General features: G+C 34.6%; 11 protein-coding genes and 1 pseudogene. 5 read left to right on the forward strand and 7 right to left on the reverse strand.

The genetic code is table 11. The features are described from left to right. Positions 1-219: 219 nt before the first annotated feature. The 6 genes from DFR80_RS14145 to DFR80_RS14170 all read right to left on the reverse strand — a co-directional run bounded on the left by DFR80_RS14145 (position 220) and on the right by DFR80_RS14170 (position 10,000). Entirely contained in the window at positions 220-2,091 is a 1,872-nt protein-coding gene (locus tag DFR80_RS14145; protein ID WP_114490372.1) for an S-layer homology domain-containing protein, read from the reverse strand. A 410-nt stretch (positions 2,092-2,501) separates the two neighbouring features. After that, on the reverse strand, positions 2,502-3,407 hold the full coding sequence (locus DFR80_RS14150; RefSeq protein WP_076544978.1) for a hypothetical protein: 906 nt from the start codon (positions 3,405-3,407) through the stop codon (positions 2,502-2,504). 106 nt (positions 3,408-3,513) lie between these two features. Further along, on the reverse strand, positions 3,514-6,591 hold the full coding sequence (locus tag DFR80_RS14155) for an efflux RND transporter permease subunit (protein ID WP_114490373.1): 3,078 nt from the start codon (positions 6,589-6,591) through the stop codon (positions 3,514-3,516). Continuing rightward, positions 6,588-8,111, reverse strand: coding sequence for an efflux RND transporter periplasmic adaptor subunit (locus DFR80_RS14160; RefSeq protein WP_076544981.1), 1,524 nt, complete (start codon positions 8,109-8,111; stop codon positions 6,588-6,590). The genes DFR80_RS14155 and DFR80_RS14160 overlap by 4 nt, the downstream gene beginning before the upstream one ends. Beyond that, the gene (locus tag DFR80_RS14165) at positions 8,101-9,420 is read right to left on the reverse strand and encodes a TolC family protein (protein ID WP_076544982.1); all 1,320 of its coding nucleotides are present in this window, start codon (positions 9,418-9,420) and stop codon (positions 8,101-8,103) included. Before DFR80_RS14165 ends, DFR80_RS14160 begins: the two co-directional genes overlap by 11 nt. Continuing rightward, entirely contained in the window at positions 9,413-10,000 is a 588-nt protein-coding gene (locus DFR80_RS14170; RefSeq protein ID WP_114490374.1) for a TetR/AcrR family transcriptional regulator, read from the reverse strand. The genes DFR80_RS14165 and DFR80_RS14170 overlap by 8 nt, the downstream gene beginning before the upstream one ends. A 315-nt stretch (positions 10,001-10,315) precedes the next feature. On the opposite strand from DFR80_RS14170, the gene DFR80_RS14175 reads away from it, so the two are divergent. The 5 genes from DFR80_RS14175 to DFR80_RS14195 are packed head-to-tail and all read left to right on the forward strand — an operon-like array spanning position 10,316 to position 13,586. After that, complete coding sequence (locus tag DFR80_RS14175; RefSeq protein ID WP_076544986.1) at positions 10,316-10,963, forward strand: energy-coupling factor ABC transporter permease; 648 nt, start codon at positions 10,316-10,318, stop codon at positions 10,961-10,963. Beyond that, positions 10,956-11,234 carry a PDGLE domain-containing protein gene (locus DFR80_RS14180; protein WP_076544988.1) on the forward strand — a complete coding sequence of 93 codons (279 nt, stop codon included), beginning with the start codon at positions 10,956-10,958 and terminating at the stop codon, positions 11,232-11,234. The genes DFR80_RS14175 and DFR80_RS14180 overlap by 8 nt, the downstream gene beginning before the upstream one ends. Positions 11,235-11,286: 52 nt before the next feature. Continuing rightward, the gene (locus tag DFR80_RS14185) at positions 11,287-11,949 is read left to right on the forward strand and encodes an energy-coupling factor transporter transmembrane protein EcfT (RefSeq protein ID WP_076544989.1); all 663 of its coding nucleotides are present in this window, start codon (positions 11,287-11,289) and stop codon (positions 11,947-11,949) included. A 2-nt stretch (positions 11,950-11,951) separates the two neighbouring features. After that, on the forward strand, positions 11,952-12,788 hold the full coding sequence (locus DFR80_RS14190; RefSeq protein WP_076544991.1) for an energy-coupling factor ABC transporter ATP-binding protein: 837 nt from the start codon (positions 11,952-11,954) through the stop codon (positions 12,786-12,788). Between the two features lie 60 nt (positions 12,789-12,848). After that, positions 12,849-13,586: a YaaA family protein gene (locus DFR80_RS14195; RefSeq protein WP_076544993.1), complete on the forward strand. Its 738-nt coding sequence runs from the start codon at positions 12,849-12,851 to the stop codon at positions 13,584-13,586. Between the two features lie 74 nt (positions 13,587-13,660). On the opposite strand, the pseudogene DFR80_RS14200 reads toward DFR80_RS14195, so the two are convergent. Then, positions 13,661-14,701: pseudogene (locus DFR80_RS14200) on the reverse strand (transketolase); the annotation flags it as partial.

Genomic DNA, 14,701 nt, shown 5'->3' on the forward strand with positions numbered 1-14,701 from the left:
AATCTATTTTAAGAGTTTCTAAGAACAATTTATCCACAATTTTGCCTGTTGATAACTTTAAGTTTTTGCTATTTTAAAAAATGGGGAAACTCCTTTTTTTATAATTAATATCTCTACCTGCTCTTTTAAAATTCAATTTTATAAAGAAATATAATAAAACTCAAAAAACCCGAGGAGATATCTCCTCGGGCCTTTTTAATCTTCAATTATAGATTTTCTTTAGAAGCTTACAGATAAAGAAGTAGTTAAGCCAGTAGCTTGTCCATCTTCTTCAGTTGTATATGGATTACCATAAACATCTTCAAAACCCACTCCTACAGTACCATCAATAAAGATAGCTTCTGTTTTCCAGCTCACATTTTCAGTTAATCCCTTATCAGCAAAAGCTGTTAGGTAATTATAAGTGATTACATCTGTTCCAGCTTCATCCTTAGTTTTATTAGCTAATTCTGCACCAAGGGTAAGTGTTTCATCCCAGATATACTCAGTACCTAAAGTGATAAGTGTAGTTTCATAATCATCTGTATAATCATCATTCATTGTAAATTCTGCACCAATATTATTAGTGAATTTACCAGTTACATTTTCAAGACCTAACTCAATAGTACTTTTTTCTTCTGCCCCTGGATCATAATCAACTAATGTATAAGCACCGGTGATTGTATTATCTTTATTTAATACATATTCCGCGCCTAAATTATATAAATTATAATTATTATCTTCCTCTAAATCATTATATGGTCCGACAAAGTTTTCACCAACAACTTCTACTTTACCAGCAAGAGTTAAAGCATCAGTTGCATAATATTCTCCATTCAATACCATATAACTATCATTATCATCTATATTGTTTGTTTCATCATCCCAGGAAGAAAAAGCAACTTCCCCTCCCAATTTGAATTGATCAACAATCATTAGATTTTCTAACTGGGCAGCTAAAATAGTAGTTTCATTTTTATTTGAAGCATTTCCTAAGAAATCTACTGCTGCATCTCTAACATGATATGCCTTACCAGTTAAAGTACCGAATTCTAAATCTCTTCCAACTTCAATCCCATAGTATTCTTCATCATCTTCAGGATCTCCACTACTGGCATCAGAACCCAAAACAAATGTTCTAATGTTTGTATCCATATATGAAGTAGTCATTTCAATACCTTCACGATCCTCTTCATCATTAAAATATGGAGCTACTGCAAAATCACCATGGTCACCCAGCTTGAAATCAAAGTTTTCATAAGCAACTTCTAGATAAGCAGAATCCATTTTAAAGTCAGGAGAATCAGATTCAGAAGTAGTTAAATCTAACGGATAATCTTCTTCTGTAAACACATCTGTAATTGTATCAACCGCCAAATTAAATTCAGCATCTCCCAGAGCACCATTCATATTAAAATCATATTCCTGAAAGAAAGCTTTTTCAGATGGGAATTTATCTGGATCTTCACCTGGACGATAATCTTCATCTATCGCATCTCCATCAGATAAAAGATCTAATGCTGCTTTCTTTTCTACATCAGTTTCACCATAATTAGCTACTTCAAACTGAGTTTTAATATCCATACCAAACTCAATCTTATCCTGTGGAACGTCCATAGCGTCTACTTTAGCTTCTAATTCAGCCATATCTTTACCTAAAGCGTCAACGTCGGCACCTAATACTTTAAGTTCAGCTTTTAATTCAAATGTTAAAGCATCAACGATATCTGCTACTTCTTCAGCCTGAGCATCAGTTAAGCTGTCCTGAGTATTCTTTTCCATTAAGGACTTAACGATAGCAGTTACGTCTTCAGCCTGACCTGTAGTTAGACCTTCACCCATAGCGTCCATTTCTTCAGCCATAGCTTCTTGCTCAGCAACAATGTTGTCTAGAGCACGGCTAACCATAACAGCCATTTCGTAACGAGTCATGTTCTGGTCACCTTTGTATTCGCCATCAGGATAACCTTCAACGATACCAGCAGCAACCAGCTTGTTGATTGCATCATATGCCCAGTGATCACTTGGCACGTCAGAGAATGACTGTGCAAAGGTAGGCATAGCAAATGCTACAACTAACAGTAAAGCAATTGTAATTGTAAGTTTTTTCATAAAAATTAACACTCCTTTTGTTTTCTTTTGAATTTTTCTTTTCTATTTCTGGATCTGAGAGATCAACTCTCATTTAAGAAAACAATAAGTGACCTAGTTTCCTTATTATTTTTAACTTAAATAATTGTTTTTTCAGATCCTGTATATGTTATTCTACCTTAAATATTTTTAAATCTTCGAAGTGTTTTTTCACCTCCTTTTCATTTTAAAAAAAGGTAGATTAACAGCAATAAAAGTAAACCAGGAGAAAACCGGTGCCCCCCGAAATGATTTCTCAGCAGGAACAACAAGGGGTAACAAGTCGCTTACTGAGTAAATCATTTATGAAAATATTTCACGCTTTCTCCTAGTTCAAACCTAAAGTCAAATTTCTAATGACTGACCGGTCATTCATAATATATCATAAAAAATTATACTTTGTCAACAAAACTATCATTTATTTTTTTGAATTCCGATTCCAAAATTAATTTCTCACTTTTAGTTAAGCTATTTTCAGAACTAAATTCAAAGTTTAAATACCTTGATAGCAGGTATTCTAAAGCCAAACCTTCTCCAAAATTGTTATTTGTATTAATAAAATCATTTAAAATCAATTGATATTTTCTAGCATTATCTAAATTATTATTTTTCACTTCTATATTTATTTTTTTAAAATAATCTGGCAGTAAATTGATATATCTGCTAATTGTTTTAACCCCTTTGTTAAGATTTAAAAAATACAAGTCATCAGCAGATGCTAAAAATTCAAAGCGTCCATTATATTTATTTTTTAAGGTAGTAAATTTCTCAAAGTCTAAATCATAAGGATAAACTGGATTAGTTACAAATCCTTTAACAGCCTGAAAATCTTTAGTTTTTTTTATCAATGTTTCACCCTCAATTAAAGATAAAAGTCTGGTATTAAAACTTATATAAAAATTTCGGCTGCTATTACTGCTTAAAAAATTAAGATAAGACAGATAGTCTTTAAAATAGGACCCCATTGTTTCTTCAGTAATAGATGGACTTTTGAGTACTAAATCAAATTTCTTCTCTGTTTTATTTAAATCTTTAATAATTTCCTGTATATCACGAAGAGAATTAAAGTTAAGCTCAATTTTAAAATCTGACTCTTCTGGCATTAATTTAACCATTTTTTTATAGTATTCTTTTTTATCACTGCAGCTTAATTGTGAATAATCAAGATTACTATCTTTAATATAAAAATTCTTCTGACCAAGTTTCAAATTATTAGCCAGCAAAAGTTTAACTTTATGATAGTCAACTCTATTATTCTGATCAAGAAAATTAATTAATAAAGTATAAACATTATTCACCTATACCACCCCTTACCCAATCTTATTGAACAAAAAGTTTTTTAGTATTGAATCATTATTTTTTAAAGCCGGGAAGTTCTCTAAAACTCCCCGGCTCTAATATTTGTTAAATGTGTTTAGCCGCTTCTTCCTTTGGTATCCCTTTTATTTTTGCAACTACAATTGTTCTTAAATCTGTAACTAAAGAATAAAAAATAGGAATCACAAAAAGAGTCAGGAATGTAGCAAAGGTTAAGCCACTAACAATTACAATCCCCATCGGCTGGGTTGATTCGGAACCTTCTCCAATACCCATTGCTATTGGCAGCAGACCCAGAATTGTTGTCAATGCTGTCATCATAATTGGCCTCAATCTTACAGTTCCAGCTGTAATAATAGCTTCTATTTTTTCGGTACCACTTCTGCGCAGCTGATTAATATAATCAACCATAACTATCGCATTATTTACAACTATACCAGCCAGAGTGATTAAACCTAATATCGATGCCACCGAGACTATAGAGTTAGTAATATACAATCCGAAGATAACACCAATCACTGCCAGAGGAATAGAGAACATAATTGTAAAGGGATGGATCAGCGATTCAAACTGAGAAGCCATAACCATATAAATCAGAATTACCGCCAGTCCAAAAGCCATCGCAAGACTGCTAAATGATTCCTGCATATCAGCAAATTCACCTTCATAACTAAATCTATATCCGTCCGGTAAGTCTAGCTTAGATAAACGAGACTGAATCTGCTCCATAACTGTACCAAGATCCACACCATGTATGTCAGCAGTTATTTCAGAATAACGTTCCTGATCCTGACGTAAAATTTCTACAGGTCCTTCATCAATTTTCAGACTTGCTATCCTATTTAATGGTATCATCTGTCCACTGGCAGCTTGAATGTTAAGTTCAGGCACCTGAGACATCTGTCCTATTTGATCTTCTTCTAGACGAACTCTAATATCATATTCATCACCTGCAACCTCGTATCTTGTTGCAGTACTTCCATTAATTGCTGTCCTGACTGTATTTGCAATTCGACTTACATTTAAACCAAAGCGACTTGCAATAGAGCGGTTAACCTTTATTCTATATTCCGGCTGACCTTCAGAAAAACTATCTTCAATTTCTCTTAAGCCTTCAATATCTTCTATTGCGGAAACAGCTTTGGCAGTTTCTCTCTTCAATATATTTAAATTATCTCCAAGAAGTTTTACATTGACTGGAGAACCTCCCCCACTCATACCCTGCTGTTCTTCAACAGAGATGTCTACATCAGGAATGTTAATGCTCTGCCGTACTTCTTCCATTACTTCCGAAGTTGATCGATCTCTTTCAGCTAAATCTACAAGCTGAACACTTATATTGCCAAGGTGACTGCTGGTAGAAGTAGACATCATCTGACCACCAGACCCAACTGTGGCAATTATTGTTTCTACTTCATCTATTCCTGTCAATACAGACTCAATTTCAGTCGAAACTTCGTTAGATCTAGATAAAGCAGTCCCCACTGGTAGTTCGTAGCTAACCGAAAATGCACCCCGATCATTATTCGGCATAAACTCAAATCCTAACTGAGGTATTAAGGCGAAACTGCCAACTAATAAAACTATCAATAAAACAACAAAGACCCAGCGATGTTTAAGAGCTCTGCTAAGTGCTCCCCGGTAAATTCTTTTTATCCTACCTTCTTTTTTATTTCTATCTAATTCTTTCTGCTTAACTTTTAAGATCTTAGAAGCCAGCATTGGAATTAAGGTTAAAGCGACCATCAAGGAAGCAATTAGAGAAAAAGCTACTGTTAAGGCTAAATCCTGAAAAAGCTGGCCTGCCATTCCTTCGACAAAAACAATAGGTAAAAAGACTACAACAGTAGTAACTGTAGAAGCAGCAATAGCCATTCCAACCTCAGAAGCCCCTTCGCGAGCAGCTTCAATTTTACCTACTCCCATACTTCGATAACGATAAATATTTTCCAGTACAACTACTGCATTATCAACCAGCATACCTACCCCCAGGGCCAGTCCACCAAGTGAAATAACATTTAAATTAACATCTGCAAAGTACATTAAGATAAAAGTACCAATAATTGATATCGGCATTGCTGTTGCAATAATTATTGTACTGCGAATATTTCTTAAGAACAAGAAAAGTATAATTACAGCTAAAAGACCACCAAGAATAGCATTTTGACTTACACTGGCAATGGATTTTTCTATAAACTCAGACTGGTCCATCGCAATTGAAAAACTGTAATTAGGATAATCATTTCGTATTTGATCTATTTCTTCTCTAACAGCACTTGCCACTTCAACGGTATTTGCATCAGTCTGTTTCTGGATTGCGAGTGATAGACTGCGCTTTCCATTAGTCCTGGCTAAAGTTTTTAGATCAGCAAAACCATCCCTAACTTCTGCTACATCAGATAATTTAATCTGTCCATTTCCCACCGGAATGTTAATGTTTCTAATTTCATCTAAATTAGAAAATTTACCAATTGTTCTAACTAAAAATTCTTTATCGCCCTGCAGTACATCACCTGCAGAAACATTGATATTTTCAGCTCGCACGATATTGATAATAGTATCAAAGTTAAGATTGTAATGACTCAGTTTATCTCGCTTAAGAGAGATAATTATTTCTCTTGTCAACCCCCCCTGCATATTTACCTGGGCAACTCCCGAGATACGTTCCAGCCTGGGAATTAATTCATCTTCAACCTCTTTTTTTAATTCATCAATCTCTAAACCCTGGGCTGAAACACCATAGACCATAATCGGTATCATGGAAGGATCAAATTTGAAAATCATCGGACTGTTAGCATTTTCAGGTAAAGACATACTACTAACTAAATCTACCTGTTCTCTTAAATCCTGAACAGCAAAATCCATATCACGACCCCAGTTAAATTCTACAACAACTGTTGAGGAACCCCTTGAAGAAGTCGAGGTAATACCTTTAACTCCCTCAACTGTAGCAACTGAGCTTTCTATTCGTTTGGTAATTAAATTCTCTATTTCTTCTGAACCAACACCTTCATAAGTTGTGATTATTGCTGCACCTGGAAAGGTAATATCTGGAAAAAGATCAAGACTTAATCTGGAAAGTGCCACTGCTCCAATCAGCAGCACCATCAAAATAATCATTGCAGTAGTTACTGATCTTTTTATCGAGAAATCGGATAACTTCACTGATTTCTCACCTCAACTTTCTGGCCTGCTTCTAAGTTGTTTTGACCTCTAATTATAACTTCCTGGTTTGCTTTTAACCCCTGCAGAACTTCAACTCTGCTGTCAGTACTGATCCCAATACTTATATCTCTTCTTACTGATTTCCCATCTTCTACAACAAAAACATGAGGATTATCACTGTTTAAATTAACGACACTTTCGATTGGAATCACTACCGCAGAACCCGACTTACCTTTAGTAATTCTTACATCAGCAAACATACCAGCTCTTAATCTGTGATCCTGATTGGGAATTTTAATTTTCACCAGAAAGGTTCTGCTGGCTTCATCTGCTGCGGGAGCAATATTAGTTATTTCTCCTTCAATGTAATGCTGCATTGTCTCACCTCTAACATCAACTGTATCACCTTTTTTAATTGCAGAAACAGTCGCAGCAGTAACATTTATTTCAGCAAATAATTGATCAATATTGATTAGATTAACCACTGTCTGACCTGCGGGAATCATTTCTCCTGCCTCAACATTGACTCTATTTACTAAACCAGAAAAAGGAGCATTAACCTTTGTTTTATCAATTTGATCTTCAATTTCAGCCAGGCTTGCTTTTGCCTGCTTAACCGAGGCCAGACCGGCCCTTACTCTTTCTTCGCGAGGCCCTCTTTCTGCTGCTTCTAAATTAGCTTTAGAAACTTTGAGATTTGTGCGGGCACTATTAACCTGACTTTTGGCATTTTCCAGCTGTTGTTTCAATTCTGTTGGATTATTATAAGTTGCTTTGGTCAGCTTATAATTCTTTTCAGCTGCTGCAAGTGCAGTTTCAGCCTGTTCAACTGATATCTGGGCATTTTTATAAGTTGACTCTGCATTTTCAAAAGAAGTTTTTGCATTTTCATATTCTCTTTCCGAAATCACATTATCATCATACAGCTTTTGCGAACGCTCATATTCTCTTTTTGCCTGATTAAAATTAACTTCAGCCTGATTAAGATTCTGCTTTGAAGTCTGCAGCTGCTGACGTGCATTATTAAGCTGCTGCTCTGCATTTACAAGCTGCTGTTCTAATGTCCGTCTTTCCTTATATAATTCCTGCATTAACTCTAAATTTGTTTCTGCACTTTCCAGACTGGCCTGGGCATCTTCGTAAGCTGCTCTGGTTCTGGCCAATTCTTCTTCAGTGGTTCCATTTTTGAGCTCCTCATAACTGGCCTGGGCACTGTTTAAAGCTGCTTCAGCACGATTTTTTTGAATCAGCAGCGCCTCTTCATCTATTTTTATTAATTGAGCATCTTCGTCTACCTGATTACCCATTTCAACATTTACCTGAGCTATTAGTCCACCCGTCTGAGCAGGAATATTAACATCCTGAATCGGAGTTAAAGTACCGGTAAAAAGTTCGTTTAGGCTTATATCATCAGTAACTGACTGAGCGGTTTCAACAATCTGGGCCTCCTGAGCCAGCACAGGTGAAGCCGTTAAAAATAAGATCAATAATAGACTGAGTATTTTATATCTATTTTTCATTTTCTACCACATCCTTAAAATATTCTTTTAAACGACCACTTTTATAAATTGTTCTAAATAATTCTATTTCATAATTATATTCAGCCTGCAGCAGAGATGTTTGAGCCTGATTGTAAGTACTCTGAGCATCAATAACATCCGTATTGCTGGCTACTCCAGCTTCATAACTCTTGTTGGCAATTTCTAAATTTTCGGCGGCATTTTTCAGGGAAAGCTGTTCTAATTCCATTGCTTCTTCAGTTTCTTTAACAGTTAGAATAGAATTTTCAACTTCAATATCTAAATTTTCCAGCAGATCCTGGCGATTATTAGCAATCTTTTCTAGTTCGTTTTCCTGTTTTTCTGCATTTATACCACCCTTACCTCCATCATAGAGGGGAACACTGACTCCCATAGTCATGGACCAACTTTTCTGATCCATAAACTCCGGTCCCTGCCAGTCATAAGATCCATTGAGCGAAACACTGGGGCGATAATACTGTCCTTCAAGCTTTTGATTTAATTTTACAATTTCTTTATTTAACTCCAGAATCATCAGCTGGGGTTCATTTCTGACTGCAGTCTGAAATAACTGCTGCTGTTCTAAATTAAGATCAAATGAAATCTCTGGCTGAGACGGATTATAACTTTTATCTGTTGTTAAAATCTGTGCCAGACGTCTTCTGGCAATCTGCAGGTCATTTCTGGCTGCTGTCAGCTCCTCTTCTGCATTTCTCTGTTCAATCTGACTCTGCAGTAAATCACGTCTGATCGCAATTCCGGCATCCAGATTATTTTTGACTATTCTTAAATGTTCATTTACTATATCCAGAGCTTCTGTGCGAATTTCAACCATCCCCTGAGCCTGCAGAACCCCATAATATGCCTGAATCAAAGAAAAAATCTGATCTTCTAAACTCTGCTCATATCTGGCTCTGGCAATTTCCAGACTGTAACTGGCAATTTCTTTCTGCATTGAAGCTCTGCCACCCAGCCAGATTGGTTGAGTTAAGGATAGGGAAGTACTGTAATTTTCATCAGGACCTTCAACAGTACTTAATGTTTCAAAGTCAAAGCTCTGCTGTCCTTCATCTAATTTAGTATAGGAAGTCTGCAGGTCAAGACTAGGAAAATATGATCTCACAGCAAGTTCGATGTCCTTTTCTGCATTTTCAATATCTTTACGTGCATTTTCTAGAGTCCTATTTTCTGCTGCCATAATTTTTACCGCTTCTTTTAGATTAATATCTTCTGCTGCAACAGCTGCAGAAGATGAAAGCAAAAGCACAGCAGCTAAAACTATGGTGATAACTTTCTTATTTTTACTCATCAGATTGCTCCTTTCTACTAATGCCATTCATTATAAAATCATAAATAAAATTTACTTTATTTTCTACAACCTCGTCATCATCTAATATTTCTTTTATCTGGGGCGTAAATAAAACTGATAGGATTAAAGAAGCCATATTATTCGGATTTTCACTCCTTATTAAACCTTCTGCTATTCCCTGTTCAACAATTCTAGTCACAATTTTTATATTTTTTTTATGTTTGGCTTCAATAGCATCTTTAAAATCACTGCTGATTAACTCCACATTATTTCTAAAAACTTCAAGCATATCTAAATGTTCTATCAATGTCTTTAATACACATTCAATCAAATTCCTAATTTTCTTGTAACTGCTGATTTCCTTCTCAGCAATTTCTTCAAAAAGTTCATAAAAATAATCCAGTCCATTAACTGCAGTTTCTCTAAACAATTCCTCTTTACTATCAAAATACCAGTAAAGTGTTCCCTTGCTGATCTCTGCTCCTTTTGCAATCTGAGTCATGGAAACAGCATGATAGTTGTTTTTGGAAAAAAGATGAAAGGCTGATTCTAATATTTTATTTTTCGTATCTTCGGGCATATTGAACCCCTCCTAACAAAATTTTAATCTTTTGACTGACCGGTCAGTTAGTATTCTAGCATAAAATATCTATTTCTGTCAACCGATCGGTAGATTAGAATTAGATTAAATTATTATGAGTAAAGCTATAAAATATTTTATTTGACAAAAAAGAAAGAATTAAACTTATAAATAAAAATAGCTATTAGCGGTAGATGTAAAATCAAAATTTATCAAAACAATTTATAATTAAAGAAGGATTTTTAAAAGATTTAGGGAAAATAAGATATAACACGAAAAAAAAAATCGTGTTACTAAAAGGAGGAAAGATAATTTATGCATATACCCGACGGCTTTTTAGATTTAAAAACCTGTTTAACTACATATCTCATGTCTGGAGCGGCTTTAAGTTATGGGATAAAAAAATTAAAAAATAATTTTTCTGAAAAAAATATACCTGTTTTAGGAATTTTGGGTGCTTTTATTTTTGCTGCTCAAATGATTAACATTCCAATCGGTTTTGGAACTTCCGGTCATCTTATGGGTGGTGTGCTTGCTATGCTGGTCTTAGGTCCCTGGTCAGCCAGTTTGATTATAACTTCGATTCTGGTTATTCAATCTGTTTTTTTTATGGATGGAGGGATTCTGGCTCTGGGAGCAAATGTTTTAAATATGGCCTTAATTCAGGTATGGGCTGGCTACTTTATTTATAACTTTTTAACTAAGCTTAATTTTTCTGAAAAATTAAGCATTATTATAACAGGTTTATCTGCCACTGTTATTTCAGCAGCATTTGCAGCATTTGAATTATCATTTTCTAATATAGTTAACTTAAATCTCATTCTGGGAGCCATGGTTGGCTGGCATACACTTATTGGTTTAATGGAAGGTGTAATTACAATGCTTGTACTTTCCTATCTCAATAAGACAATCTCAACCCAATTTGAACTTGCATATCAAAAAGGAGGCGTTAATAATGCTTAAAAATAATAAATATCTTTATCTCATCATAGCCTTCATTGCTTTTCTAGCATTTTTAAATCCTATTTTAAGCTCTTCTTTTCCTGATGGTCTGGAAAAAGTAGCGGAAACTAAAAGTTTTATAAATCAAGCTCAGTCTAGTTTCTCTTTGTTTGAAGATTATTCAATTCCAATCAATAATGATTTGTTAAGTGGCGGCGCTGCCGGTTTGCTGGGAGTTATTGTCTCATATCTATTATTATTAAAAATAGGAAAAATACTTTCTAAAAATTAGTTGTAAATTTTAAATATGCTAAATATAACGATAGCGGTGAGGAGAACTTATTTTGAAAAATACAGCAGGTGGTAAATTAATAGTTTATTTAATTGGTATTATTACCATTTTAATTGTAAAATCTATTTCTTTACATTTTATTATGGCTATTTTTTTGCTAACTATAGATCTATACCAGGGTTTACTGGATAAATTAAAGCGCTTATTTTTGTTTTTTTTACCATTTTTAATAACTGCTGCTTTACTTGTCTGGTTTCAAAATGAAAAAAACTGGATTCTGGTTCATAGATTAATAACTATAATCATGTGGAATGTATTGATTTTAAAAAACTTTGCAGAGCAGGATCTAAAAGAAGGGCTTGCTCAACTTAATTTTCCGGACTTGATAATTTTAACGATTTTTTTTATTCTAAGGTATTTTAGAGTCATAAAAGAAGAAATTAATAGATTAATGAGAGCCCGAAAATTAAGAGGAGCCAAAATCAAAAATAAATTTTTTAACATTAAAGAATATATAATTATAGCTCAGATTATAGGCAGCAGCTTAGAACGCTCCTTAAAAAGAAGTGACCGTATTTACAAAGCAATGAGGCTTAGAGGACTAAAAAGTGAGACTTTTGTAAAAAGTAAACAAAAATTAATTATCAGCTGGCAGCCAATATTTCTAACAATTTTTTCTGCAGCTTTGATTATCTTATTAGATAGAGGATGGTAATAATGGTAGAATCGCTTCAAGCAATTTTGAAAGTTAAAAATCTTAATTTTAGTTATCCAGAAAATAAAAATAATGTTTTAAAAAATATATCGTTTGAGATTTTATCAAAGCAAAAAGTTGTATTACTTGGCCCTAATGGTGCTGGTAAAACAACTTTAATGAACAACATTTTAAAAATTAACGAACCTCAAAATGGTAAAATATTTTTTAAGGATAATTTATTAAATCACTTTGAAGAAGATGAATTAAGACAGTCTATTTCCTATGTTTTTCAAAATCCTGATGATCAGATTTTTGCATCTACTGTGCAGGAGGATATATTATTTGGACCAGAACAATTTTCTTTTCCAGAACATTTAAAGAAAAATAGATTTAACCAAGTTGTAGAACTGCTGGCTCTAAAAAGTATTCTTAAGAGAAATCCCCGTAATTTAAGTTATGGTGAAAAAAGGAAGGTAGCTCTAGCAGGAGTTTTAATTCTAGAACCAGATTTGATTTTATTCGATGAACCTCTGGCATTTTTAGACCCCCCTACTCAACAGCTTTTTATAGATGTCTTAAACCAAATTTCAGCTAATGGCAAATCAATTATGATAGCCACTCATAATTTAAATTTCGCGGCCGAATGGGGAGAAAAATTTTTGCTGCTCAATAAAAACGGGGAATTAAAGGTCAAAGAAAACAAAAATTTCTTTAGAACTGGAGTAAAGAATCTGGGTAATAGCTTAACAAACAGCAGTAAAATATTTAAAGGATTTGCAGCAGAAAATGCTTTACCGGTAACAACTAAAGAAAGTAGAAACTTTTTAAAAAATTTGTTAGATCAAAAAATGATTTGAGTATCTAAAATAAGATAATAAATCAATCAAATAAAAGTCATTAAGAAAGGAAGGTGCAGAATGAAAATAATCTTATCTCCCAGTAAAACTCAGAATCATGAGAGGAAACGCAAAGATAAAGGTAAAAATATTTTAAAAGAAGCTAAAACTAAAGAATTATTCAACTATCTCAAATCACTCTCCAAAGAAGATTTAGGAGAAGAGCTTGATATTCAGGGTAATCTCTTAGATAGAACCTATGAGCTCTATCAGGAACACAGTTTTGAAGATCAGACTCTGCCAGCTATTGAATGCTATAATGGCTCTGTTTTTAAACAGCTTGATTTAGAAAGCTATGATCAAAAGCAGTTTTCTTATCTGCAGGAAAAACTTATTATAATTTCTCCAATGTATGGACCATTACATTCAGATACAGAAATCTGGCCTTACAGACTGGAAATGCGGCTCAAACCAGATGGAATCAATCTTTATGAATACTGGCAGGAAGTTATGAAAGATTATTTTGCCAATGTTGATTTGATTGTAAACCTGGCCTCAAATGAATACAGCAAAGTTGTTGAAAAAAATTACCAGGGAAAAATAATTGATTTTTATTTTAAAGAAGAAAAAGAGGACGGCAGCCTGAAAACTGTTGGCTATTATGTCAAGCAAAATAGAGGCAGGATGCTTGAACAGCTGATAAAAAAACAGGTTGAAAGTCTGGAAGCAGTTAAAAATATTAATCTTGAAGGCTATGTTTTTAATGAAGATCATTCTTCTGAGAATGAGTTCTATTTTATTAAACCTTTCGAAAAGTAAATTAAGTTAATGAAACCCGCCTGAAAAGGCGGGTTTTTAGTTTAGCTATTGATTTTTTAAATAGAAAATTGATTTTATTCCAAAGCAGCTTCAATCTTGGCTGCAACTTTTTCTGCCTTAAACCCTAAGTCTGCTCCTACTTCTTCTCCTTTTCCGCTTAAGCCGAAGCGGTCAAGGCCGATTACCAAACCATCTCTGCCAACAAGCCTGTACCAGCCATCTGTTACTCCTGCTTCTATGGCAGCTCTTAATTTAACTTCTGGCAGTTTGTGTTCTGCTGCATATTTTTCGAACTTTCTTCTCTCCGGTACTGATACTACTGCCGCTTTGATACCTTTTTCCGCTAATAGTTTGGCACTCTCTTCGGCCAGGTTAACCTCACTACCGCTGGCAAAGATAATTGTATCAGCATCTTTGGGACTGCTGACAAAATAACCGCCATTATTGAAGTTATCAAGACCCTGATATTTTTGAATATGCTCTAAGTTCTGTCTGGTTAAAATTAAAGCTGTCGGCTGATCTGTTGTCTCTAATGCTTCTACCCAGGCAGCTTTGGCCTCTTCTTCATCACCAGGTCTTAATACTTTTAGTCCCGGTATAATTCTTAGTGCTTCAACATGTTCTACCGGCTGGTGGGTTGGTCCATCTTCACCAACAAAGATAGAATCATGAGTAAAGACATAGATTACAGGCTGTTTCATTAAAGCTGCCAGCCTGATTGCCGGGCGCATATAGTCAGAGAAAACTAAGAAGGTTGCTGCAAATGGTCTTAAGCCCTGATGCAGGGAAAGACCGTTGGTAACTGCTCCCATTGCATGTTCTCTAACTCCAAAGCGGAAGTTGCGGCCGGCATAATCACCCTTCTGCACCTCTCCGTATTCTCCGTTGTAGGTTTTAGTTGAAGGTGCAAGGTCTGCTGAACCACCAACTAAATAGGGTACCAGCTCAAAAGCTTTACTCAGTGCTGCTCCAGCTGATTTTCTGGTAGCTATTGGCGCCTCTATTTCTAAGTTCATAATCTCTTCTTTTAAATCTACCGGCAGTTTTAAGCTCATTGCCTGCTCCCACTGTTTTTTTAGCTCAGGATTGGCTTCTGCCCAGGCCTTAAATTCTTT

This window comes from Halanaerobium sp. ST460_2HS_T2 (assembly GCF_003337665.1).
Taxonomy (GTDB): domain Bacteria; phylum Bacillota; class Halanaerobiia; order Halanaerobiales; family Halanaerobiaceae; genus Halanaerobium; species Halanaerobium kushneri.

Excerpts from the sequence above, each read along its gene's own strand:
- DFR80_RS14165 (WP_076544982.1), bottom strand. The coding sequence starts at position 9,420 with ATGAGTAAAAATAAGAAAGTTATCACCATAGTTTTAGCTGCTGTGCTT.
- DFR80_RS14175 (WP_076544986.1), top strand. The coding sequence starts at position 10,316 with ATGCATATACCCGACGGCTTTTTAGATTTAAAAACCTGTTTAACTACA.
- DFR80_RS14190 (WP_076544991.1), top strand. The coding sequence starts at position 11,952 with ATGGTAGAATCGCTTCAAGCAATTTTGAAAGTTAAAAATCTTAATTTT.
- DFR80_RS14170 (WP_114490374.1), bottom strand. The coding sequence starts at position 10,000 with ATGCCCGAAGATACGAAAAATAAAATATTAGAATCAGCCTTTCATCTT.
- DFR80_RS14195 (WP_076544993.1), top strand. The coding sequence starts at position 12,849 with ATGAAAATAATCTTATCTCCCAGTAAAACTCAGAATCATGAGAGGAAA.
- DFR80_RS14145 (WP_114490372.1), bottom strand. The coding sequence starts at position 2,091 with ATGAAAAAACTTACAATTACAATTGCTTTACTGTTAGTTGTAGCATTT.
- DFR80_RS14160 (WP_076544981.1), bottom strand. The coding sequence starts at position 8,111 with ATGAAAAATAGATATAAAATACTCAGTCTATTATTGATCTTATTTTTA.
- DFR80_RS14180 (WP_076544988.1), top strand. The coding sequence starts at position 10,956 with ATGCTTAAAAATAATAAATATCTTTATCTCATCATAGCCTTCATTGCT.